Origin of the sequence: Dokdonella sp., from assembly GCF_039926425.1 — a bacterium.
In the GTDB taxonomy this organism is placed as follows: Bacteria; Pseudomonadota; Gammaproteobacteria; order Xanthomonadales; family Rhodanobacteraceae; genus Dokdonella_A.
Genome location: NZ_JBDSWZ010000055.1, coordinates 1 through 23,531 on the forward strand (window position 1 = coordinate 1; position 23,531 = coordinate 23,531).

Sequence of the window (23,531 nt, forward strand, 5' to 3'; positions counted from 1 at the left end):
AGGAAGAACACGACGACGCCGACGTTGCCGGCATCGAACGTGGCCGCCACGTCGCGCAGCCACGCTCCCGACGTGCGTGCCGGAGCGGCCACGTGCACGTACGCGTCGCCCACGTGCCGCCACAGCACGAGCAACGCCGCGAGCGCACGCAACGCATCGATATGGCGCAGGCGACCGCTTGCGGGATTCGCCGGGACGCGCGTGTCTGTCATTCAGAGCTGCACGCGACCGCGCAGGATGTCCCAGTACATCACCCAGTCGCCAGCGAAACTGTAGAACGGATGCCGGAAGGTCGCCGGTCGATTCTTCTCGAACAGGGCATGGCCTGCCCACGCGAGTCCGTAGCCAAACAACGGCATCAGCCACAGCCACTGCAGCCGACCTGTTGCGAGCGCGGTCACGAGTGTCAACAGCACGAGCGTCGTACCGACGAAGTGCAAGCGGCGGCACATGCGATTCGCATGTTCGGCCAGATAGAACGGATAGAACTCGCGGAAGCGCAAGCGGTTCGACATGAGGTTGTCCCGTGTCGGTGGATCAGTGCTCGGGCAACGGAATGAATTCCGCCTCACCCGGAACGTCGCCGAAGCGCTGTCCGAGCCAATCCGCCTTGGCCTGATCGATACGTTCCTGACTCGACGCGACGAAATTCCACCACAGGATGCGTTCGCCATCGAGCGGAGCTCCTCCACACAACAGGACACGCGCCGTGCTGGTCGCGCGCACCTCGACGTCACCGTCGGCCAGGACCTGCATGTGCGTCGGAGCGACACCCACGCCATCCACATCGACATCACCGGAGACCACGTAGATTGCGCGCTCGGCGTGTTCCGGCGGAACGACGAGGCGGCTGCCGACTTGCATCTCGACGTCCACGTACAACGTCGGTGAGAACACGCGAACGGGAGACTCCAGATCGAATGCGCGCCCGGCGATCACCCGCAGCCGAACCCCGTCCCGATCCGCGAATGGCAGCGAATCGGCTTCGTGATGCAGGAATTCGGGCGCCGTTTCGGCAAACTCACGTGGCAGCGCGACCCACGTCTGGATGCCGTGCATCCGATGTCCGCGTGCCCGTTCCGGAGCCGGAGTGCGTTCGGAATGAACGACGCCGCGCCCGGCGGTCATCCAGTTGACGTCGCCCGGACGAATGACCTGATCGCGACCCAGGCTGTCGCGGTGCGTCAGCGCACCTTCGTACAGATAAGTGACGGTGGCGAGCCCGATATGCGGATGTGGTCGCACGTCGAGGCCGCGCCCGGGCGCAATAGCGGCCGGACCGATGTGGTCGAAGAAAACGAAAGGGCCGACATTGCGCCGCAGGCGAAACGGCAGCAATCGTCGGACCGTGAAGCCGTCACCCAGGTCGTGCAGTCGTGGTTCGATCAGTAGCGCGGTTTGCTCGGACATCGGCCATCACGAGGGGCAAGGATATCCCCATGATGCCAGCAACCACGTCGGACGTGAAAACGCGGGCGCGCCGGACAACCGGCGCGCTCGATCAGCGGCGTCCGCGCTGCGGGCGATCGCTGGCCAGACCGACACGAACGGTGGCACCGTCCTGCGTGGAACCGTCGAGACTGGCGATGGCCGCGCGTGCCTCGTGGCCTTCCATCTCGAGTTCGGCGAAACCCTTGCACTCGTTCTTGAATGGATCCGTCGCAAGCTTGAGCTTGTGCACGCGACCGAATTTTCCGAACAGCTCGTTGACCGAATTCTCGGTGGCGCTACGTGGCAAGCCACGCACGTTGAGGGTCAGCATTTTTCATCTCCTTGACCGTGATCGCCGATACGAAGCGTCCGGCAAACGTTTTCGAAACCTCTCAATGAGGCAATAACCGCAAATTTCAACAGACCGTCTTCGCGCGACCAGCCCAACCATCGGAAGATCACTGCGCCGTTCCGTCCAGCGCGCAGCCGGACAACGGATCCGTCGTGGCACGAACAGGACAAGACGCTGCCACCGGCATTGCGAAGGTTCCATCCGTTGCATGCCCGGATGGACTGCGCGTCCGCAGCTCAACGGAAGACGCGCAAACCCGGATTGCAATGCAGAGCGGATCGGCGGGCAAAGCGCGTGAGCTTACCTGACTTGCCGGCGCGTGGCGACATGGCTTGGCGCGACGTCGGAGGATCGTGACCGCGACTCACACATCAGTATGTGCGAATCGCGTCCGATGGATTGCGCATGAAGGTCAGCCAGTCGGTCGTCAGCGCAGCGAGCCCGCCGGGATATCGCTCGTCCAGAATGCGTTCGGTCGACACGGGAACGCAGGGCGCCATCCGCTGCCGCTGGAGAATTGCAGAGAGAGCTGCCCGTTCCGGCGCGCCGCGCATCAACAACGCGACCAGTGCGTAGGCGCGAAGGTAGCGCTGTTCCCGCTCGGATGTACCGGACGCGTTGCCGTAAAAGGCGGCGCCATCGCGCGCGAGCAGATCGACCAATGCATCCGTGGCGTTTCCGGTGGGCGCGGCGCGCATCAACGCGCTGCGATCAGCACCAACGTCCACTTCACCGCCAAACCCGCGCACGCGATACCGCCCGAAATATTCAGCCAGGCCTTCGTTGATCGGCGTCGGCAGGTTACCGATCGATTCGTGCACGAGCGCGTGAGTGATCTCGTGACGAAGAACCGCGAACGTGCCCTCTTCCTGCGCCTGCATCCGCACATGGATCGTGCGCGTCGCTGTCGAATACGCGCCGGCGGACGATGCAAGCGCCGGCTCGGCGACAAGGCGCGCATAGGTTTCGGGGGAACGCACCAGCACCACCCGCAGCGTCACACCGGCCGGCGCGCCGACACCGAGCACATCGCGCATCACCCGCTGCACGCCAAGTGCGTCCATCACTGCGCGCTGCTGCGTTTCCGCAGGAAGATCGGCATCTTCGCCAGACGCCTGGACGACCACTGGCGGAAGGCCCTGCACCTCGATCAGGCGATGATCGACCGCGCCATTGATCGGCGGCTGGTCGGAATAGTGCGTGATGCCTGCGGCGTCGGTCCACCGATGCACGGCGACCGATCGAGCTGAGGAGTCCGCGGTTGAGTGGGCGAGGCAGCCTTCCCGCTGTTCGCCTGCCAGTGCGTTGAAGCTGTGCGCAACGCTCACGACGGAGCGGCGTCCATTGGCGGGTGGCGGTGCGAGGTTCGCGAGGTTGATCGCCGGCGACCGTATGGTTGCAGGAACATGCACCGGGGGAGGAGCTGCGATCGCCCGCGACGGATCCTTGCCGTCCCCGACATCGGAACCACATGCGCAAAGGACAAGACACGCCAAGACTGCCGCCGGCATGCAAAGTCGTCCGCGAACCGATGGCGATGGATTACAACGAGAGCAAGACACTCGAGACATCCGGTGGGAGCGAATCGACGATACACGAGGGGATTGCGAACACAGCGGCGCGCCGGGAGTTCGCAGCGGTTAAGAGTATGACGAGGATGATCCGAGTTTCAGCACGCGCGCGCTCCTCATCACCGTGACGAGCCGCGGGTGGTCCCATCGACCTTGCGCAACCCAGGTGAATACCATGACGCTTCGCTTCGCTGTTTTCTCGCTGCTTGCGGCCACCAGCATTTCATCGTTCGCCCAAGACGGAAGCCAGGCAACCTACGACACCGCGGACGGGAAGCTGACGGTCCGTTCGAGCCAGCCCGGTCCGCAGTCTGCTGGGCCCGCTCCTGCATTCTCGTCGCTCGACGGCAGCGGCAAGGGGTTTGTCACCGCCGATGAGGCCGCGGCTTACCCATTGCTCGCCAATGACTTCATTCATGCTGATTCGAACCGGGACGGCAAGGTCTCCAAAGCCGAATACGCGCGCTGGTCGAACGCACGCTAACGCTTGAATGGTTGCTCAGTCGCTGCACCATCATTGGGAGCGTTAACGAGCCCAGTGCCAGTGCAGCGGCGGATATTGACCAGCGGCGAGACGGAGCAACGCACCGCAGCGGTCCAATCGGCAACCTCAGTGGCTTAGAGTTGCCCCTCCGCCTGGATCCTGGTCCGGACAGTCCGTGGAAGGGACATCGCTGGAGCGCGTTTGGATCGACAGCGAGATGAGCGTGCAATCGCGCTGCATCCTCGGCAAATGCGATAGTGCGGTCACATCGTCGTAAAATGGTGCCCATCGGTGTCCTGCGCGTTCGAAGATCGCGCTGAAAGCGGACGTCCAGCGATCGTAGAGTCCAAACGGGACCAGGCTTGCATTGTTGACGCGGCCCGCCACCCAGCGTTCGTAGCGTGTGTCCCCCGCCCATCGACCGTCGCGCAGAGCGTAAAATCGCAACCGGAATGCAGCCACTCCGCTTGCTTTTTGCGCACGCATGTCGTCCGGCGGGAGGGAGCGGGAATAGATGCCCCGCAATCGTTCACGAAGCTCCAGCGCGAGCTCGGTGACGGCGCGGTCGAATCCATCGGCATGCGATCCCGTCACCTCCTCTCCGCGACTCACGCGCCACTGACGCAGTCCTTCCTGCTGGACAAACGTGGCAAACGACTCGTTGAACGCCGTGTCATCCTGGATATACAGACGCTGATGGGCGAGCTCGTGAAAGATCACGCCGTCGAGTTCGTCGTCGTCCCAGCGCAGCATGCTCGACAGGATCGGATCAGCGAACCAGCCCAGGGTCGAATACGCGGCAGCTCCTTCAACCGCGACATCGTTTCCCTTCGCGCGGATCGCCGCTGCCGCATCGTCGGCTCGGGCGCGATCAAAGAAGCCGAGATAGGCCACACACCCGGCGAAAGGAAAGCAGTGCTCGATCGGTTCGACCGAGAACTCGGGTGCGGCAAAGACATTCCAGGTGACCGAGGTGCGATGCAGGTCGACGTAGGTCGTGTAGCTTCGGTTGCGCGGGAGAGCCAGCTGATCTGAAGCAAACACCCGGGCTGCCTGCGCCTGCCGCAGTCGCGTTCGCAATGTGTCATCCGCACCCGGATCGTTGATGATTCTGGCGACCGATTGCCGATGCGCCAGCAATGAAAGCTGGCCTCGCGCAACGTGCGCGGTGTAACGCAGTGTCGAACACGCCGCCAGCGCGGACAACAGCGCCGCGCAGGCCGCAAGGCGGACCAACGTCCTGCGAGTGACGCGGGCGCCGCGTGACGAAAAACGGATGAGTGTCACCAACGCATCGACTACAGTTCGAACTGCTCGTTGAGGATGCGTTCCTCGAGGCCGTGCTCTGGATCGAACAACAGCGTCATCGTTCGCTCGGCCGATTCCCGCACAACCACCTCGAGGATGTCTCGGACTTCGCTCGAGTCGGCTGTCGCGCTGACTGGTCGTTTGTAAGGATCGAGGATCTCGAACCTGACTTCGGTGACGGCAGGCAGGATCGCGCCGCGCCAGCGACGCGGGCGGAACGGACTGATCGGCGTCAATGCAAGAAGATGCGATCCCAATGGCAGGATGGGTCCGTGCGCCGACAGGTTGTAAGCGGTGGAACCGGCGGGCGTCGAGACCAGGATGCCGTCGCAGATCAGCTCCTCGAGTTTCACGACACCGTTCAATGACACGCGCACATGCGCGGCCTGTTTGGTCTGGCGCAGCAGCGAGACCTCGTTGAATGCCAGTGCGGAACTTGCGCTTCCCGCTTCGGTGGCCACTTCCATGACCAGGGGTCGCAGTACGGTCGGTTGCGCGCGTGAAAGGCGTTCGGGCAACGGGTCGACGGATTGCTGGTTCATCAGGAACCCGATCGTGCCGAGTTTCATCCCGTAGACCGGCAGTCCACGCGCCATGTGCCGGTGCAAGGTGCGCAGCATGAAACCGTCGCCGCCCAGCGCGACGATGACCTCCGCCTGATCCAGCGGCGCATCCCCATGGAGTGCGACAAGGGCTGCGTGGGCCGCCTGCGCTTCGTCGGTCGGACTGGCCACGAAGGCGATGCGCTGGTTCATCGGTTTGAAGCCTCCGCGGTTCGCCCCGGCAAGAATGTCGAGGACGACCCTGAAACTACCACGATGCGAGGCCGCTCAGCCCACCTTCGCCGCCGCCTGCACAAGCTGCGCGAAGCGTCGCAACGCGACGGACGCGATCGGATAGTCGACTTTCTGCGACTTGATCTCGTCCAGCATGCCGAGGGTGAATTTCAGCGTGGTGTCCGCGTTTTCCAGCCATCGCGCAACCGGATGTGCGACTGCATCGGTCGTGCCCGCGAGGATCTGCGCAGCCAGAGCGCGGTGCTGCGAGGCGAGTTCATCGCGCAAAGAGCCACGCGCCTGTGCGTGCCAGCGGCTTTCCACCGGCAAACTCTCGATCTGGCGACGCAGGCCGTCGATGTCGAGCGCCTGGCCGAGTTCGAAGAACACCGACGCGACACGATCGATCGGGCGTCCGCTTTCGAGCGCCACCTCGACGATGTCGAGCGCGACACCGAGCACCGGAATCGCCGCGAGCGTCTGCGAAAGCATCGCCGGAATCTCCAGCCCCTGCCACTTCTCGACATCGACGTCGTAATCGGCGCGGCCGATGAGCGTGAGCACATCTGGGAGTGCGGCGCGAAGCTGGGCGACGCCCGGCGAATAGCGTTCGACGATGCCGGCGATGTCGAGGCCGACGCCGCGGTGATTGAGCAGCCAGCGTGTCAGGTTGCGCAGCAGGTCCCACACCTTGAGCAATGCATCGACCTGAACCGCCTCGTCGACCGTTCCATCCAGCTCCTCGATCTCCGCCCAGATCCCGCGCGCGTCCATCACTTCGCGAACCGCGGAATACGCTTTCGCGATCGAAGCAGGCGGCTGCCCGGTGTCTTCCTGCATGCGCAGGACGAAGGTCGCGTCCATGCGGTTCACCATCGAATTGGTGACGACGGTCGCGATGATTTCCCGCTTGAGCCGATGACGCTGCATGTGTTCTGCATACGTTTCGCGCAGCGGTTCCGGAAAATAGCGGATGAGTTCCTTCGAGAGGTAGGGATCCTCCGGCACATCCGAATCGAGCAGTTGCTGGAACAGCTTGATCTTCGAGTACGACAGCAGCACGGCGAGTTCGGGTCGGGTCAGTCCCTGGTGACGCGACTTGCGTTCCGCGAGTTCGGCATCCGACGGCAGGAATTCGATCTGTCGATCCAGCAGGCCCTCGCCTTCGAGCGTCCGGATGAAATGGGCGTTCGAGCCGAGCCGGTGCACCGACATGTGCTCCATCACGGTGATCGCCTGGTTCTGACGATAGTTGTCCGACAGCACCAGGCGCTCGACCTCGTCGGTCATCGCTGCAAGCTGCACATTGCGCTGGTCGGTGGTCAACTCGCCACGCTGCACGGCGTCGTTGAGGAGGATCTTGATGTTGACCTCGTGGTCCGAGGTATCCACACCTGCCGAGTTGTCGATGAAATCGGTGTTGAGCAACACCTGATTCTGGGCTGCCTCGATGCGCCCTTTCTGGGTGAACCCGAGGTTGCCGCCCTCGCCCACCACCTTGCAGCGAAGATCGCGTCCGTTGACGCGCAGCGCATTGTTCGCGCGATCGCCGACATCCGCGTTGGTTTCGCTCTCCGACTTCACGTACGTTCCGATGCCACCATTCCACAACAGATCGGCAGGCGCCTTGAGAATCGCGCTCATCAGGTCGGCCGGCGTCAACTGGCCGGTCGCCTGATCAATGCCGAGCACCTGACAGATTTCGGGAGACACCGGAATTGTCTTTGCGTTGCGTGCGAAGACCCCACCGCCGGTCGAAATCAGACTGGGATCGTAGTCCGCCCATGACGAGCGTGGCAGCACGAACATTCGCGCGCGCTCACGGAACGACGCGGCCACGTCCGGGTGCGGGTCGAGGAAGATGTGACGGTGATCGAACGCGGCCACCAGCTGGATGTGGGGCGACAGCAGCATGCCGTTCCCGAACACATCGCCGGACATGTCGCCGATGCCGACGCAGGTGAAATCTTCCGACTGGCAATTGCGCCCAAGCGCGCGGAAATGTCGTTTCACCGACTCCCACGCGCCTTTTGCGGTGATTCCCATCTTCTTGTGGTCGTAGCCGACCGATCCGCCGGACGCAAACGCATCGCCAAGCCAGAATTCGTGCTCGTTGCTGATTGCATTCGCGATATCGGAGAACGTCGCCGTGCCCTTGTCGGCGGCAACGACCAGATACGGATCGTCGCCGTCGTGCCGAACGACGCCCTTCGGATGCGCGATGTCGCCATCGACGAGGTTGTCGGTGATGTCGAGCAACCCGTTGATGAACATCTTGTAGCAGGCGATACCCTCGGCGAGCACCGCATCGCGTTCACCACTTGCCGGCGGATGCTTGACGAAGAACCCGCCCTTCGATCCGACCGGAACGATGACGGTGTTCTTGACCATCTGCGCCTTGACCAGGCCGAGCACTTCCGTGCGGAAATCCTCACGTCTGTCGGACCAGCGCAAACCGCCGCGGGCGACCGGACCGAAGCGCAGATGCACGCCTTCCACGCGCGGGCCATACACCCAGATCTCGCGATACGGCCGTGGCTTGGGAAGATCTGGCACCTTGCCCGAATCGAACTTGAAGCTGATCGTGTGGGCAGGCTCGTCGTTTTTCGACTGGAAGTAACTGGTCCGCAGAGTTGCGCCGATGACACCGAGGTACGCACGCAGGATGCGGTCCTCGTCGATGCTGGCGACGTGGTCGAGCAGCGCCTTGATCGTTGCGACGATTGCGCCGATCTGCTGCGCGCGCGGCGCTGCACGCGCCGATACGAGGTCGTCGATCAGTTTCGGATGGGCCTTCTGGATATCCTCGGCGACCAGTGTGCGCAGCTCTTTCGACAGGCGCTCGGCGGCCGCGGCGATAAATTCGCTGCCCGCAGTTTCGCGAGCAGGATCAAAACCCGCTTCGAACAACTCCACCAGCAGGCCGGTGATTGCCGGATAGCGGTTGAGTGTCTCCTCCATGTACGACTGCGAGAACGTCACGCCGATCTGCAGCAGGTATTTGCAGTAGCCGCGCAGCATGCTCACCTGGCGCCAGTCGAGCTGCGCGCCGAGGATCAGCTTGTTGAACGCATCGTTCTCGGCCGCGCCGCGCCAGGTGCGGTCGAACGCGGTCTGAAACGCTTCGTGAACCGCGTCGATATCGAAATCGCAGCGCGTCGCCGGTTGAACGGTGATGTCCTGGATGTACAGCGGACGCGTGCCATCGTCGATCTCGTACAACTGCTCCGTGAGGACCTTGAGGCCCATGTTCTCGAGTAGCGGAATCACGTCCGACAACACGATGGCCCCGCCGTGGCGGAACACCTTGAAGTGCAGGATGCCGTCCTTGCGATGCGAGCGGTACAGGCTCAGGCGAAGGTCGTCATCGCCGCGCAGACTGGTTGCCATGTCGACATCGGCCGCAGCGAAGTCTGGCGTCACTTCCTCGATGTAGGCGGCGGGAAGCAAGCGCCCGAAGCCGAGGGCAAGCTGCATCCCCTGCGTTTCGCCATGACGGCGCACCAATGCGTCGCGCAACTCATCGTGCATGTTGCGCACGATGTGCTCGATCCGGCGCTCAAGGTCGGCCACATCGTAGGTGGCATGGTGACCCGGGTCGGGTCGCACGACCAGATGCAGGTGTGCGAGCGGCGATTCGCCGATCTGGATCGCCGAATCGATGCGTTCACCATTGAACGCCTGCTTGAGCGTGTTTTCGATGCGCGAGCGCACATCCGAGTTGAAGCGGTCGCGTGGCAGGTAGACGAGACAGGAGTAGAAACGTCCGTACTTGTCGCGGCGGACGAACAGCCGCGTGCGCGGCCGCTCGCGCAGCGCGAGGATGCCGATCGCGATGTCGTAGAGCTCGTCCTCGCTGCACTGGAACAGTTCGTCGCGTGGCAGCAGTTCGAGCACGTGGCGCAACGCCTTGCCCGAATGCGAATCGCGGCGCAGTCCCGACTGCTGCAGCACGTAGTCGACCTTTCGCCGCACCAGCGGCACATCCTGCGGCCGCGCCATGTACGCATTGGTGGTGAACAGTCCGAGGTAGCGCTGCTCGGCGATCGGCACGCCCGCTTCGTCGAAGCGCAGCACGCCGATGTAATCCATGTAGCCCGGCCGGTGCACCACCGATCGGGCATTCGTCTTGGTCAGGATGATCGCGTCCATCGAACCGGACTGCGGCAGGCTCTTTGCGACCAGCGTGCGCAGCGAACGCGGCGCGACCGAACGTTCCGAGCCACGCAGGATGCCGAGACCCGAGCCGTCGACCGCCTGCAGCACCTCATCATTGGCGATCTTCGATACGCGGTATTCGCGGCAGCCGAGGAACGTGAAGTTTTCGTCGGCGGCCCAGCGCAGGAACGCCTGGGCTTCGGCGACGCCGGCGGCATCCACCGGCATCGGGTGACGCGCAAGCTCGTCGGCGACGTTGAGCATCGACGTGCGCATTGACGTCCAGTCGGTCACGCTTGCGCGCACGTCCTCCAGGGCGTCCACGACCGACTTCCCGAGTCCGTCGAGCGCGCTCTTCTCCGACGCACGGTCGACTTCGAAATGCATGACCGACTCCGCTGCGCCAACCGCGCTGTCGGCTTCGGTGAAGCGCAGCAGTCGACCGTCGGACGCGCGTTCTACGCGGAAAACCGGATGAATCACCGAGCGGATCTGCAGGCCGGCGCGATTGATCGCCATCCCGACCGAATCGACCAGGAACGGCATGTCGTCGGTCACCACTTCGACGATCGTGCGTGTCACGTCGAATCCGCTTTCGCCGGACAGCGGGTTGAACACCCGCACCTTGGCGATCCCGGCGACCCGCTCGGTGGCGAATTCAAGCACGCTCCGCGCAAGCGCCGCCCATTCGGGTGCCTCACGCAGCCTCAGGTCTTCGTCGGGAACGCGGCGCAGGAATTCGCGCGTGAATGCCTGGATTTCAAGCAGCTGCGAGCCGCTGAAATGGTTGGACTGGTGGGCGAGAATCGGATCGACGGGGGTGCCGGAGACGGCGCCTTGAGAACTCATGAAGAGGTCCGTGAAGGAGGTTGCGACAGGGGCGCGAAGGATACGCCGCACGATTGGAGTAATCCACATCGAGGGCCGGAAAATGGCGTTGCGAAGCGGTTTGCCGGGAATCCCGCAAAGCACTTTCCGAAGAGCGGTTGCGAATCGACGGAGTACGACTCATGCAACTGGGCGGACATCCGATCATGCGGTCGCCTCGATCGCGCATTCCCCGACGCCGACGCAGGCAGCGGATGAGTGACTGTTCCTGTACTGAGCGGTATAGTCGCGCTGATGTGCGTTTGCACCATCGCACCCGTCCGCATTGAAGAGAACAGGAAGCCTTCACGATGAAGTCGCATAACGCATGGGCCGGAACCGGCGTGGTCCTGCTCGCTCTGCTCTCCACGAGTTGTGGCAAGTCCAAACCTCCACAACAGCAGCAGATGCCGCCTCCAGACGTGGGCGTCGTCATCGCCAAAGCCACGTCCCTGCCTCTGGTGCAGGATCTCGTCGGACGACTATCGCCGATCCGCAGCGCGGACGTCCGGGCGCGCGTCGCCGGAGTGCTGCAGAAGCGCGTTTACACGGAAGGAACCGACGTCAAGGAAGGCGACGTGCTGTTCCGGATCGATCCGGCGCCGCTGCGCGCGATCGTGAACGCGCAGAACGCGAATCTCGCCGCGGCGCAGGCCACCTACCGGAACAACCATGTCGCCGCAGACCGCGCGCGCTCGGTCGGCGCAAAGGGCCTGATCTCCAAGGCCGACATCGACAATGCCGCTGCGGCCGAACGCACGTCCGCTGCGACCGTCAAGCAGGCGCAAGCGACCGTCGACTCGGCCAAGATCAACCTCGGTTACGCGAACGTCACCGCTCCGATTTCCGGGCGTGCGGGCCAGCAGCAGGTGACCGAAGGTGCGCTTGTCGGCCAAGGCGAGGCAACGTTGCTCACCACCATCGATCAGATCGATTCCCTCTACGTCAACTTCACGCAAGCCGTCGGCACGCTGGACGAGATGCGTCGCGCTGCGGCCAGCGGTAGCGTCGAGCTCGCCGACCAGAACAAGGTGAAGATTGAACTGTTGCAACCCGACGGATCGCCATACGCCGATCCGGGCACGCTGGATTTTTCGGCTGCGTCGGTCGATGCAGCCACTGGCGCGGTGACCCTGCGTGGCGTGATTCCCAACCCGCAGCACAAACTGCTGCCCGGCATGTACGTGAACGTGCGCATCACCATGGGCGAACTCAAGCACGCATGGCTGGTTCTTCAACTGGCGGTGCAGCGCGACACGAATGGCGCGTTCGTCTTCGTCGTCGGCCCCGACGGCAAGGTGGAACAGAAACGGATCAAGGCGGACAGCCTGCGCGGCGACAGCTGGGTCGTCACCGACGGCTTGACCGACGGCGATCAGATCGTGGTCGCGGGCGTGCAGAAGGTCAAACCGGGTGAGCCGGCGAAAGCTTCGCCGTGGCAACCCGATCAAGGCAATGGTCCGGGCGGCGCCGCTCCGGCGAATGCGCCCGGAGCTGCACAGCCCAAGGGCGCGCCAGCCGAGGGCAAGCCGGCGGGTGACAAGCCGGCAGCTGATGCCAAACCTGCGTCCGGCCAGAGCTGAGGACACCCTCCCATGCCCAATTTTTTCATTGACCGGCCGATTTTTGCCTGGGTCATCGCGATCCTGATCACGCTCGGCGGCGTGATTGCGATCACCAACCTCGGCATCGAATCGTATCCGGCCATTGCGCCGCCGCAGGTCGCCGTCAGCGCCAGCTATCAGGGCGCCGATGCCAGCACCGTCGAGAAGACGGTCACCCAGGTGATCGAGCAGCAGCTCAACGGCATCGACCACCTTTCGTATTTCAGCTCGACCTCGAGTTCAAACGGTGCGGCGTCGATCACGCTGACGTTCGAACCGGGCACCGATCCGGATATTGCGCAGGTGCAGGTGCAGAACAAGGTTGCACTTGCGACACCACGTCTGCCCTCCGAAGTCACCCAGCAAGGCGTGGTCGTTTCAAAGGTCAACGCCGGCTTCCTGATGGTCGGCATGTTGAAGTCGGATGACGGCGCCCTCGATTCCTACGCACTCAACAACCTGCTCGCCTCGCGTGTGCTCGACCAGATCCAGCGCGTGCCCGGCGTCGGCAGTGCGACGCAGTTTGGTTCGGAATACGCGATGCGGATCTGGCTGGACGCGGACAAACTGCACGGCTACAGCCTGTCCGCTTCGCAGGTGCTGAATGCAGTGCGCGGCCAGAACGTGCAGGTCGCCGCCGGATCGCTCGGCGGTGAACCCGCCAGCGACGGGACCGGATTCACCGCGACCGTTGTTGCCCAGGGGCGCTTCTCCACCCCGGAACAATTCGAGAACATCATCCTTCGCACCGACAGGGACGGCACCTCGGTGCGTCTGAAGGATGTCGCGCGCGTGGAGCTCGGGCCTTTCAGTTACGGCCACAGCGTCAGCTACAACAGTCAGCCGGTTGCGGGCTTCGCCGTCCAGTTGCTCACCGGCGCGAACGCGCTGGGAGTCACCAAGGCGGTCAAGGCCAAACTTGCCGAATTGCAGCCGAGTTTCCCACCGGGCGTGTCGTGGTTCGTTCCCTACGACACCTCGAACTTCATCACGATCTCGATCAAGGAAGTCGTGGAGACGCTCGTCGAGGCGATCGTCCTGGTGTTCCTGGTGATGCTGATCTTCCTGCAGAACCTGCGCATCACGATCATCCCGACGCTGGTGATCCCGGTCGCGCTGATGGGCGGCTTCCTCGGCATGTACGCGGTCGGCTTCACGATCAACCAGCTGAGCCTGTTCGGCATGGTGCTGGTCATCGGCATCGTCGTCGACGATGCGATCGTGGTGATCGAGAACGTCGAACGCATCATGGCCGAGGAAGGTCTCAGCCCGAGGGACGCGACGCGCAAGGCGATGGAGCAGATCAGCGGGGCCGTGGTCGCGATCGCGGTCGTGCTGATGGCGGTGTTCATTCCCAGCGCGCTGCAGGCCGGCAGCGTCGGCGCGATCTATCGCCAGTTCTGCTTCACGATCGCGATTTCCACCGCCGTGTCGGCATTCCTCGCACTGGGATTCACGCCCGCACTGTGCGCGAGCTTCCTCAAGCCGATCCACAACGTGAAGAAGAACATCGTTTTCCGAAAGTTCAACGACGCCTTCGACTGGACGCAGAAAACGTATACCGGGCACGTCACCGGCGCGGTCCGCCATGCGTGGCTGTGGATGGGCGTGTTTCTCGTCATCACGGTGATTTGCGGCGTGTTGTTTGCCCGACTCCCCGGAAGCTTCCTGCCGGAAGAGGACCAGGGCTACGCGCTCGGCATCATCCAGCTGCCAACCGGTGCAACGATCGAGCGGACGAATGCCGTCATGCACGAGATCGACACCATCGCCCGCAAGAATCCGGCGGTCGAGGGCGTCGTCACGGTGGCCGGTTTCAGCTTCATCGGCCAGGGCGAAAATGTCGGCCTCGCATTCTTCCGCTTCAAGCCATGGGCCGACCGTGAGGAGAATGCGGCGACGCTGATCCAGCAGCTCAACGGCGCGATCTTCGGCGGCATCCAGGGCGCGCAGGCGTTCGTGGTCAACCTGCCGACGATCAACGGCCTTGGCCAGTTCGGCGGCTTCGACCTGTATCTGCAGGACCGCAGCGGCGCAGGCCACGAGGCTCTGGTCAACGCACAGAACGTGTTGCTCGGAAAGGCGAATGGCGAAACGAATGTCCTCACCGGCGTCCGGCCCAACGGACTGCAGGACACTCCGCAGCTGTCCCTGAAGGTCGATCGCGTGCAGGCGCAGACGATGGGGCTCTCGCTGTCGGACGTCTATACGGCCATCCAGTTGATGCTCGCGCCGGTTTACGTCAACGATTTCTTCTACGAAGGTCGTGTGCTGCGCGTGAACATGCAGGCGGATACCGCGTTCCGCATGAATCAGGACGCTCTCGCCCGCTTCTTCGTTCCGAGTTCGCAGGCGACCAACAGCGCACTCACCGGCACGGCGACCGTCGCTTCGTCTCCGTCGTCCGCTGCCACCACGCCCGCAATGATCCCGCTGTCCAATATCGTCCACACCGAATGGACGATGGGCTCGCCAAGTCTGGTTCGTTACAACGGTTATTCGGCCATCGAGATCGTCGGGTCGCAGGCCCCGGGGCGCAGTTCCGGCGAAGCGATGGATGCCATGCAGCAGATCATCACCAAGGACTTGCCGAGCGGCTTCGGCTTCGATTGGGCCGGCCAGTCGCTGCAGGAGATCATCTCCGGCAACCAGGCTCCGCTGCTCTACTCGTTGTCGATACTGGTCGTTTTCCTGTGCCTCGCGGCACTGTACGAGAGCTGGTCGATTCCTGTTGCGGTTCTGCTCGTCGTACCACTCGGCGTACTCGGCGCTGTGGTTGCAACCGATCTTCACGGCTTGACCAACGATGTCTATTTCAAGATCGGCATCGTCACGATCATCGGACTCGCGGCAAAGAACGCGATCCTGATCGTCGAGTTCGCGGTCGCGGAGCAACGTGCCGGCCGATCATTGGGCGAGGCGGTGGTGGACGCTGCGCGATTGCGGTTGCGTCCGATCCTGATGACCTCGTTCGCGTTCATCCTCGGCGTGCTCCCGCTCGCGATCTCGACCGGAGCAGGAGCAAATGCGCGCCATGCGATCGGCACCGGCGTCATCGGCGGCATGCTCGCGGCGACCTTCCTCGGCGTGTTGCTGATTCCGGTGTTCTACGTGGTCGTGCGGCGTTTGCTGGGCGACAAGCTCGATGGCCCGTCCAAGGACGGTACGCCGGTGGTGCGCGCGCAGCCGGAACCCGGTCATGCCTGATCACGGGAATCAATGCGGAACGGAATGACGAACTCTGTCCTCGTTACGTCGTGCAGGCGCCCGGTTCGTACCGGGCGTTTTGCAATGCACGTGTCCGCTCTGCTGGCGTGCATCTGCGTGCCGTCATTCGTCCATGCTGCGGATCAGATTTCCACATCCTGGCAGCCCTATCGCGATGCCAATCCGTTTGTCGCCGCGAGCGGCCTTCCCTTCGTTCCACCGTCGGCATCCCCGGACAGCTGGCGGGTCGACGCGATCGCATCGGCGAGCAATACCGAACTTGCCTTCGACCGTGACGCCGAACATCTGGTGTACGACGCAGAGATCCATGAGATCCGCGTGTTCGTCACCCGCGCATTCGGCGAGCACTGGATCGCCCGCGCGACGATTGGTGAGACCTCCTTCGGCAACGGATTCCTCGACTCGTTCCTCGAGGACTACCACCGCGCATTCGGTTTCAGTGCGGGCGATCGCGGACGTCTCGGCACCGACGGCCACACGATCGCGTACAGCGACGGTCGCGGCCCCGGAGTCCTGCTTGATCGCACGCTTCATGCGGTGACACCGGCCTTGCTCGATGTCGCCTATCGACGATCGGACGAGGGCCATGAGTGGCTCTACGGTGCAACGCTGAAGCTGCCGACATCGAACGCGAGTCCGCTGGTTGACGATCGCGCAGTCGATGTCAGCGGGTGGGTTGCGGTGCAGTCGACCGACCCTCTGTCGCGTGTCCCGTGGGGCGCGAGAGTCGGTGTCATGCAGCGTGGCAATTCGCGACTGCTTTCCGACCGTGTCAACGACACGGTTCCGTTTGCCGACGCAAAGGTCGGCTTCTCGCTGCTGCCCGGCTGGGAGGTCGCGGCTCAACTTCAGTGGCACTCCGCGCTGTACGAGTCGGACATCCCGTTTCTTCAATCGGCGGCGACACTCGCTGTTTCTTCGGCATGGCATGCGCGCACCGGATGGACGTTGCGTGCAGGGCTTGTCGAGGATGCGGTTCCGCGCCATTCCCAGGACGTGACCTTCTTCGTCGGCCTGTCGCTCTGAAGCACGCACATGGAGGAGATTGCGGTTCAGGCGCATCTTCTACAATCGCCGCAATGAGAATTCTGGTGCTGACGGTTTCATGTATTGCCCTGGTGTTCGCGCTGTCGGGCGCCGCGCACGCGCGGACCATCTACCGCTGCGTACTGGACGGCACGGTCAGCCTCGCGACAGCGCCCGATCCCGGAGCGCAGTGTTTTCCCAAGCAGCTTGACGATAGCGCCGCTGCGGTCCCCAACCTGTGGGGTTCGATGGGCATGGTTCGCGGCACCCTCTATCAGCGCGCGGAGAATGGGAAGACCGTCTACAGCACGCGCAACGTTGCCGGATCATCGAAAGTGCTCGCTTTCAGCGTTGCCACGCCCGCGGGATCGCCTGCGCACGCAGGACTCGGCAAGGTCGGCAGACCACGAATGACCGAGTTCCCACACGAATTCAAGGCAGCCGCGAAAAAGACCGGCGTCGACGAAGCGTGGCTGCGCGCGATCGCGCACGCGGAGAGTGCATTCGACGCCAACGCGGTGTCCGACAAGGGCGCCAAAGGCGTCATGCAATTGATGCCGGATGTGATCGGCGACTACGGCGTGCACAACCCCTTCCTCGCCGGTGAATCGATCCTGGCCGGTGCGAAGCTGCTCAAGTCGCTTGCGATGCGCTATGAAGGCGATCTCGATCTGGCTGCTGCCGCCTACAACGCAGGTGCCGGTGCGGTTGCGCAATATAGCGGCGTGCCGCCGTACGCCGAGACGCAGGACTACGTGGCGAAGGTGCAGCTTCTGCATGCGCGCTATCGGACGGCGATGGGCCTCAAGCCGCTGCCCGCGCGGCTGCAAGCCGCCCAGTAGACGCGCCGACACGCGGCCCGACCCGCTAGAATCGCGGTTTGCATTTCCGGCCCCCGCAATGAGCGCGATCGAACAACGCATCCTCGAGAAGACCTGGTTCTACCGGTTCCAGCTGCCCAACGGCACGATCACCTCGACCTACGACGACGGTGCGCTCGATGGCATCCACACCAGTCGTCTCGCGATGTTGCAGACGGTCATCGACGCGCGGTTTGGCGGGACGCTCGCAGGGCGCAGCGCGATCGACATCGCGTGCCACCAGGGTTGGTTTGCGACAAAATTGGCGCAGTGGAAGGCGGACGACGTCCTCGCCATCGATGCCCGCTCCGAGCACGTCGCTGACACGACTCTGATGCGCGATGCGCTCGCGTTGTCGAACTTGCGCGTGCAGCAGTCGGATGTGCACGCGCTCGAGCCGGCCGCACTCGGACAATTCGATCTCGTGTTGATGCTCGGCCTCATCTACCACCTCGAGAATCCGATCGGCGCGTTGCGCCAGGCACATGCGCTCACGCGCCAGGCCTGCGTGGTTGAAACGCAAGTCGTTCCAGGCATGAGCGGCATGGTCGACTACGGCAGCTACCGCTTCGTGCGGCCACTGAAGGGATCGTTCGGGATCATCGACGAAACCGACGACACGCACGGCCCGGAAGCCAGCACCACCGGCATCTGCCTGGTGCCAAGCACCGAGGCACTGATGTGGATCATGCGCAAGATCGGTTTCGCGCGGGTGGAGATTCTTCCGCCGCCTGCCGACGCGTACGAACAGCTGCTGCACGGCAAGCGCGTGATGGTGGTCGGCTACGTCGACTGAGGCTCACGCGCACGGCGTGAAAGCACGCATGTCTCGATTTGCGGCCATTGGACGTTTTTGGAAGTGATGACTGCGCCACCCGGCGCACGGAGCACTTTGCATGCGCACCTGCCCATCAGTCCGACGGATCGTCGTCCTGCTCGCCTTGTGCTTCGGGATGCTTGCGCGTCCATCCGTCGCGGCGATCGTGATCGATCTCTCGTACGTCGATCAGCAATCGGCCCACTTCCGGAGCTTCAAGGCCTTCGTCGACGAAGCACTCGCAGGCGATGCGGACTACGGCTTCTCGGCGACGGATGCTGCCTACATGTATCGGCTGACCGGCAATGCGGCCTACGCGTTGCTTGCTGTGCAGACGGCCGACGCACAGGTGCTCGCCGCGGAAGCGGCGATTGCCGCGGGCGACGCGCCCGCCATTGCGGACGACCAGTACCTGCACGCCGGTCCGATGATCCAGGACATCGCGCTCGTGTATGACTGGTGCCCGACGCAGACAACGGTGCAGCAGCGTGCGCGCTGGAGCAACTACGCCGAACAGGCGGTCTGGAACATCTGGAATTTCAATCAGGCCCAGTGGGGCGGCCATCCGCACGCGTGGCCGGGCTGGGGCACGGACGACCCCGCCAACAACTACCACTACAGTTTCCTCAGCGCGACGATGTACTGGGCGCTGGCGTCGAACAGTTCGACGTGGACGCAGCTCCTCCAGAATCAGAAATGGCCGGAGCAGCAAGCGTACACCGCGACGATCGCAGGCGGCGGCAGTCAGGAGGGCAGCGGCTATGGACTGTCGCACGCCACGTTGTTCGCGCTCTACAGGATCTGGCGCGATGCGACCGGCAGCGATATCGGCAACGCGAATGCACATCTGCGCGAGAGCGTCGACTGGTGGATTCACGCGACAGTGCCGACGCTGGATCGCACTGCCGCGATCGGCGACCAGGCACGCGCTTCCGAGCCGCTCATCTACGACTACCACCGGCACCTAATGCTCGAGGCGCTCGACGTCAGCAACGATGTCACTGCAAAGGCGCACGCGTCGTGGTGGCTACACGCGATTGCGTTGCAGGACATGCAGAGTGAGTTCAACGAGCGCGACAACCTGATGTCGGCCGGACCCGGCGGATCGCCGCCTGCCGACCTCGTGCATGTCGCTCCGGGAACCGGCCAATTGTTTGCCCGCACCAGTTGGAGCACGGATGCGATGTGGCTGCAGTTCGCGGCGGGCCCGTTCCTGCAAAGCCACGCGCATCAGGACCAGGGCTCGTTCACCCTGTTCGAAGGGAGCTGGCTCGCGGTGACTGAAAACATCTGGACGCAGAGCGGTATCCAGCAAGGCACCGAGACCAACAACGTCGTGCGCTTCGTGCACAACGGCGTCACCGTTCCGCAACGCGAAGGCACAACGTCGACGATGTCGGTCACCACCGGAGCAAACGGAAACGTGCACGCTGTCGCGAACCTGACGCCCGCGTTCGCGGGCGATCCGGCCATCGGCTCATGGCAACGATCCATCGATTTTGCCGATCACGTGCTGACTGTCAGCGATGCGTTCGCACTCGACGCCGGTACGCAGGCAATTTTCCAGGTCAACACGCCGGTGCGTCCCGTGGTCACCGATAACACCGCAATTGCCGGTCGGCTCAAGGTGCGAGTGATCTCGCCGTCCACTGCCACGCTTCGGGTTCTGGACTGGACGACGATGAGCAACGGCGACGACACCTTTCACTCCGGCTGGAGGCTCGACGTCGAAGGCGGGACCACGGGCTACATCGTCGAACTGTCGATCACCGACACCGTCTTTTCGAACGGGTTCGATTGACGCCGCGCCCGGTGTGGGTGGGCGACGAGCAGGCAACGCTCAGCGAATGCCTGTCTCGTTGCGCGCGATCACCATCCGCTGGATCTCGCTGGTGCCCTCATAGATTTCGGTGATCTTGGCATCGCGGAAATAGCGCTCCAGCGGCATTTCCTTCGAGTAGCCCATCCCGCCGTGGATCTGTACCGCCTGGTGGGTGATGAACATCGCCGCTTCGGATGCATACAGTTTGGCCACCGACGCCTCGGTGCTGAATCGTCCGCCGTTCTTGTCGGCCTCGATCTTCGCGAACGCGGCGCGCAACGTCAGCAGCGTCGCAGCATCAAGACGGCATTTCATGTCGGCGATCTTCGCCTGGATCATCTGGAATCCACCGATCGGCGTACCGAACGCCTTGCGCTCGCGCGACCAGGTGAGGCTCGCCTCGTACGCGGCACGCGAAAGCCCCACAGCTTGCGACGCGATGCCGATCCGGCCCGCATCGAGCACGCCCATTGCGATTCCGAAACCCTTGCCTTCGACGCCGAGGAGATCCGCCGCCGGACAGACGTAGTCGGTGAATTCGATTTCGCACGTCGCTGATGCGCGAATGCCGAGCTTGGGCTCGGTCTTTCCGGCATGGAAACCCGGGAGCGTCGTGTCGATGATGAACGCGGAAATACCCTTTGCACCGATGCCCGGAGTCGAGATCGCGAACAGCACGATGTAGCGCGCGACGGGGCCGGACGTGATCCAGCTCTTCTTTCCATTGATGACCCAATCGCCGCTCGCGTTCTTCACCGCACGCGTGTGCATCGCGGACGCATCCGACCCCGACTGCGGCTCGGTCAGCGCGTACGCGCCGATTGCTTCGCCGGTCGCGACTGCACGCACATACTTCTGCTTCTGCTCTTCGCTGCCGTACTTCAGGATGCCGTTGCAATAGAGCGAATTGTTGACCGACATGATGGTCGAGTGCGCGCAGTCGGCTTCGGCAATTTCCATGATCGCCAGCGCGTAGGCGATCGTGTCCATGCCCGCGCCGCCATACGCCTCGGGGACTTCGATGCCCATCAACCCGAGTTGGCCCATCTCGCGGATGTTCGCCAGCGGAAACTCGGCCGCAGCGTCGAGTTCAGCAGCAACCGGCGCGATCCTCTTCTGCGCGAATTCGCGTGCCACGGACTGGATGGACAGCTGATCGTCGGAGTAGCGGAAATCCATGGAATCTCCTGGAGTCGATGGTGCAGTAGGCTTGGCGGAAGCGCGCGGCGTTCCGCAGGACCGACGATTTTAGCGGTTTCGCCGATTCAGCGTATGCGGGACGCGAAGTCGCAGGGCGCGCCGCGAAGACGCTGCGAAAGAATCCACGGCAGCAGCGCCGGTTCGCTGTAGGCATGCGACCAGATCACGTGCTTTTCGCCCGGATATTCCGTGTAGCGCGGTTCGCCGCCCAACGCGCGCAACGCCCGAACGACGGCACGCGAGCCGACCATCGCGCCGCCGTAGCCGGTCTCGATGTTGGTGTCGTCGTCGTCGGTCCCGTGAAAGATCCATTGCGGCACATCCCGGATCGGACCGAGACCCGCCGATTCGGTCATGCCCGACATTGGGACCGCGGCCGCGAAACACGTCGGATGTGCTTTGAGCGCATCCCATACACCGGTGCCGCCATCGGAGATGCCGGTAAGAGTGACGCGGCGTGGATCGATCGGCCAGCGGGTGAGCGCATCGGCGACCACTGCCATGACGCGGTCTGGCGACCAGTAGCCGTCCGTGGTCTGCGGTGCGAGGTACACCATTGGAATGCGCCCTGCGCGCGCGCGTTCGACGAGCTCGAACGAGCCATTGCCACTGCCTGCAAGTTGCGATTCATTGTCGGTGCCGTCCTGCCCGTCGCCATGCAGGAACACGATCAATGGCAGCAACTCGCTACCGCTCCGACCCGGCGTCATCATGCCCCGATATGGAACGTGCAAGGGTCCGGCGGTCCACAGCTTGGCGAGCTCGGCGTCTTCAAGTGCTCCTGCGCGCGACGAGGCAAGACACAGCGTCGAAAGAGCGACCAGAAACGACAGGCGCGGCCAATGCCGCGCAACGGGGATTGAAAGCATCCCGCAAGCATAGCCCGAGCCGACCTGATGGAGCGCCACGCCATTGACGGCTTGAGGGACGATGGCTAACCTCCACATCCATCTTTCAATCAAGATGAAAGGATAGATTTGGATCTCGCGGCCACATCGGCGTTGTTGCGCCTGCTTTCAGACCCGACCCGCGTCCGCCTTCTCGCGCTGCTCGAACGCGAGGAGCTGACGGTTGCGGAACTCTCGGCCGTCCTTCGCCTCGCGCAGCCACGGGTATCGACGCATCTGGCCAAGTTGAAGGACGCGGATCTGGTGCGTGATCGCCGCGCCGGCGTGTCTTCTTACTACCGTTACAACGGCGAACTCGATCTGAAAGAAAGCGCATTGCTACGTGCGTTGAAGGACAGCGTCGACGACGCATTGTTGCGGGACGACGAGCGGCGGTTACCGGCGGTCTTGGCGAAGCGCGCCAAGTCCGAGGGCTGGGCAGACACCGTGGCCGGCGACATGGAACGCCACTATTCGCCGGGACGGACCTGGGAAACGCTCGCGCGAGGCATGACCCAGCTGGTGGAAACGGGCGACGTGCTCGACGTCGCGTCCGGCGATGGCGTACTCGCCGAGCTCCTTGCGCCACGTTCCCGGTCGATCGTCTGTGTGGACGCGGGCTCGCGCGTGGTCGATGCGGCACGCCAGCGCCTCAAATCATTCGCCAACGTCGAAGTGAAAGTCGGCGACATGCATGCGCTCGATTTCCAGCCTGCGAGCTTCGATCTCGTCCTGTTGATGCATGCGCTGCCATACAGTGAAACGCCCGCGTTGGTGATCGCCGAGGCGGCCCGCGTGCTGCGCAGCGGAGGCCGGCTGATTGCAGCAACGCTCGGTCAACACGCGCATCGCAGGTCGGTCGAACCGTTCGAACACCGCAACCTCGGCTTCACCATCGACGAGTTGAACGGATTCGCCCGAGCGGCGCGACTTGACGTGATTGCCTGCGAGCGTCTCAGCCGCGAACGGCGACCGCCGCATTTTGAAGTACTGAGCCTGCTCGCGAGGAAGCCATGAACCGACAATTGCCCTATCTCGATCCGTCTCGCGTCGCCGCGCTGCACGACGCGCTGGATCAGCGGATTCTCGTGATTGACGGTGCGATGGGCACGATGGTGCAGAGCTACCACCTCGAAGAGG

18 protein-coding genes and 1 pseudogene are annotated in these 23,531 nt (G+C 63.5%); 9 read left to right on the forward strand and 10 right to left on the reverse strand.

Annotation, left to right across the window (positions count from 1 at the left end):
* From ABIV12_RS03260 to ABIV12_RS03280, 5 genes are all read right to left on the reverse strand, one after another.
* On the reverse strand, positions 1–212 hold a 212-nt coding region (locus tag ABIV12_RS03260), incomplete at its 3' end, for a hypothetical protein (protein ID WP_348056179.1).
* Positions 213–515 carry a DUF962 domain-containing protein gene (locus tag ABIV12_RS03265; protein ID WP_348056181.1) on the reverse strand — a complete coding sequence of 101 codons (303 nt, stop codon included), beginning with the start codon at positions 513–515 and terminating at the stop codon, positions 213–215.
* Between the two features lie 22 nt (positions 516–537).
* Positions 538–1,410 (reverse strand): pirin family protein, encoded by an 873-nt coding sequence (locus ABIV12_RS03270; RefSeq protein WP_348056183.1) that lies wholly within the window; start codon positions 1,408–1,410, stop codon positions 538–540.
* A gap of 91 nt (positions 1,411–1,501) precedes the next feature.
* Positions 1,502–1,762, reverse strand: coding sequence for an RNA-binding protein (locus ABIV12_RS03275; RefSeq protein WP_348056185.1), 261 nt, complete (start codon positions 1,760–1,762; stop codon positions 1,502–1,504).
* 392 nt (positions 1,763–2,154) lie between these two features.
* A complete protein-coding gene (locus tag ABIV12_RS03280) occupies positions 2,155–3,015 on the reverse strand; it encodes a DUF4124 domain-containing protein (protein ID WP_348056187.1) in 861 nt (286 codons plus the stop codon).
* Between the two features lie 514 nt (positions 3,016–3,529).
* Here ABIV12_RS03280 and ABIV12_RS03285 point away from each other — a divergent pair.
* Positions 3,530–3,838 carry a hypothetical protein gene (locus ABIV12_RS03285; protein WP_348056189.1) on the forward strand — a complete coding sequence of 103 codons (309 nt, stop codon included), beginning with the start codon at positions 3,530–3,532 and terminating at the stop codon, positions 3,836–3,838.
* 126 nt (positions 3,839–3,964) lie between these two features.
* On the opposite strand, the gene ABIV12_RS03290 is transcribed toward ABIV12_RS03285, so the two are convergent.
* From ABIV12_RS03290 to ABIV12_RS03300, 3 genes are all read right to left on the reverse strand, one after another.
* Positions 3,965–5,125 carry an aminopeptidase gene (locus ABIV12_RS03290; RefSeq protein ID WP_348056191.1) on the reverse strand — a complete coding sequence of 387 codons (1,161 nt, stop codon included), beginning with the start codon at positions 5,123–5,125 and terminating at the stop codon, positions 3,965–3,967.
* 11 nt (positions 5,126–5,136) lie between these two features.
* Complete coding sequence (locus ABIV12_RS03295; protein ID WP_348056193.1) at positions 5,137–5,901, reverse strand: NAD kinase; 765 nt, start codon at positions 5,899–5,901, stop codon at positions 5,137–5,139.
* Positions 5,902–5,976: 75 nt separating this feature from the next.
* The gene (locus ABIV12_RS03300; RefSeq protein WP_348056195.1) at positions 5,977–10,929 is read right to left on the reverse strand and encodes an NAD-glutamate dehydrogenase domain-containing protein; all 4,953 of its coding nucleotides are present in this window, start codon (positions 10,927–10,929) and stop codon (positions 5,977–5,979) included.
* 329 nt (positions 10,930–11,258) lie between these two features.
* Here ABIV12_RS03300 and ABIV12_RS03305 point away from each other — a divergent pair, with 329 nt between their 5' ends.
* From ABIV12_RS03305 to ABIV12_RS03330, 6 genes are all read left to right on the forward strand, one after another.
* The gene (locus ABIV12_RS03305) at positions 11,259–12,530 is read left to right on the forward strand and encodes an efflux RND transporter periplasmic adaptor subunit (RefSeq protein ID WP_348056197.1); all 1,272 of its coding nucleotides are present in this window, start codon (positions 11,259–11,261) and stop codon (positions 12,528–12,530) included.
* A 12-nt stretch (positions 12,531–12,542) separates the two neighbouring features.
* Complete coding sequence (locus ABIV12_RS03310) at positions 12,543–15,758, forward strand: multidrug efflux RND transporter permease subunit (RefSeq protein WP_348056199.1); 3,216 nt, start codon at positions 12,543–12,545, stop codon at positions 15,756–15,758.
* A gap of 84 nt (positions 15,759–15,842) precedes the next feature.
* A complete protein-coding gene (locus tag ABIV12_RS03315; protein WP_348056201.1) occupies positions 15,843–16,805 on the forward strand; it encodes a DUF3187 family protein in 963 nt (320 codons plus the stop codon).
* Between the two features lie 53 nt (positions 16,806–16,858).
* Positions 16,859–17,647, forward strand: a complete 789-nt coding sequence (locus tag ABIV12_RS03320; RefSeq protein ID WP_348056203.1) for a lytic transglycosylase domain-containing protein — start codon at positions 16,859–16,861, stop codon at positions 17,645–17,647.
* Between the two features lie 58 nt (positions 17,648–17,705).
* Complete coding sequence (locus ABIV12_RS03325) at positions 17,706–18,461, forward strand: class I SAM-dependent methyltransferase (protein ID WP_348056205.1); 756 nt, start codon at positions 17,706–17,708, stop codon at positions 18,459–18,461.
* Positions 18,462–18,561: 100 nt separating this feature from the next.
* Positions 18,562–20,283 (forward strand): hypothetical protein, encoded by a 1,722-nt coding sequence (locus ABIV12_RS03330; RefSeq protein WP_348056207.1) that lies wholly within the window; start codon positions 18,562–18,564, stop codon positions 20,281–20,283.
* Between the two features lie 39 nt (positions 20,284–20,322).
* Here the strand turns inward: ABIV12_RS03330 and ABIV12_RS03335 are convergent, their stop codons facing one another.
* Positions 20,323–21,483: an acyl-CoA dehydrogenase family protein gene (locus tag ABIV12_RS03335; protein ID WP_348056209.1), complete on the reverse strand. Its 1,161-nt coding sequence runs from the start codon at positions 21,481–21,483 to the stop codon at positions 20,323–20,325.
* Between the two features lie 86 nt (positions 21,484–21,569).
* On the reverse strand, positions 21,570–22,373 hold the full coding sequence (locus ABIV12_RS03340) for a hypothetical protein (protein ID WP_348056211.1): 804 nt from the start codon (positions 22,371–22,373) through the stop codon (positions 21,570–21,572).
* Positions 22,374–22,481: 108 nt separating this feature from the next.
* Here ABIV12_RS03340 and ABIV12_RS03345 point away from each other — a divergent pair, with 108 nt between their 5' ends.
* Together ABIV12_RS03345 and ABIV12_RS03350 are read left to right on the forward strand one after the other, a co-directional pair.
* The gene (locus ABIV12_RS03345; RefSeq protein ID WP_348056213.1) at positions 22,482–23,408 is read left to right on the forward strand and encodes a metalloregulator ArsR/SmtB family transcription factor; all 927 of its coding nucleotides are present in this window, start codon (positions 22,482–22,484) and stop codon (positions 23,406–23,408) included.
* Positions 23,405–23,531, forward strand: a pseudogene (locus tag ABIV12_RS03350) (5-methyltetrahydrofolate--homocysteine methyltransferase); the annotation flags it as partial. The gene ABIV12_RS03345 and the pseudogene ABIV12_RS03350, both read left to right, overlap by 4 nt.

Coding starts and splice junctions, on each gene's coding strand:
- ABIV12_RS03325 (WP_348056205.1), top strand. CDS start 17,706: ATGAGCGCGATCGAACAACGCATCCTCGAGAAGACCTGGTTCTACCGG.
- ABIV12_RS03315 (WP_348056201.1), top strand. CDS start 15,843: ATGCACGTGTCCGCTCTGCTGGCGTGCATCTGCGTGCCGTCATTCGTC.
- ABIV12_RS03335 (WP_348056209.1), bottom strand. CDS start 21,483: ATGGATTTCCGCTACTCCGACGATCAGCTGTCCATCCAGTCCGTGGCA.
- ABIV12_RS03265 (WP_348056181.1), bottom strand. CDS start 515: ATGTCGAACCGCTTGCGCTTCCGCGAGTTCTATCCGTTCTATCTGGCC.
- ABIV12_RS03285 (WP_348056189.1), top strand. CDS start 3,530: ATGACGCTTCGCTTCGCTGTTTTCTCGCTGCTTGCGGCCACCAGCATT.
- ABIV12_RS03305 (WP_348056197.1), top strand. CDS start 11,259: ATGAAGTCGCATAACGCATGGGCCGGAACCGGCGTGGTCCTGCTCGCT.
- ABIV12_RS03270 (WP_348056183.1), bottom strand. CDS start 1,410: ATGTCCGAGCAAACCGCGCTACTGATCGAACCACGACTGCACGACCTG.
- ABIV12_RS03330 (WP_348056207.1), top strand. CDS start 18,562: ATGCGCACCTGCCCATCAGTCCGACGGATCGTCGTCCTGCTCGCCTTG.
- ABIV12_RS03275 (WP_348056185.1), bottom strand. CDS start 1,762: ATGCTGACCCTCAACGTGCGTGGCTTGCCACGTAGCGCCACCGAGAAT.
- ABIV12_RS03300 (WP_348056195.1), bottom strand. CDS start 10,929: ATGAGTTCTCAAGGCGCCGTCTCCGGCACCCCCGTCGATCCGATTCTC.
- ABIV12_RS03340 (WP_348056211.1), bottom strand. CDS start 22,373: ATGCTTTCAATCCCCGTTGCGCGGCATTGGCCGCGCCTGTCGTTTCTG.
- ABIV12_RS03310 (WP_348056199.1), top strand. CDS start 12,543: ATGCCCAATTTTTTCATTGACCGGCCGATTTTTGCCTGGGTCATCGCG.
- ABIV12_RS03295 (WP_348056193.1), bottom strand. CDS start 5,901: ATGAACCAGCGCATCGCCTTCGTGGCCAGTCCGACCGACGAAGCGCAG.
- ABIV12_RS03320 (WP_348056203.1), top strand. CDS start 16,859: ATGAGAATTCTGGTGCTGACGGTTTCATGTATTGCCCTGGTGTTCGCG.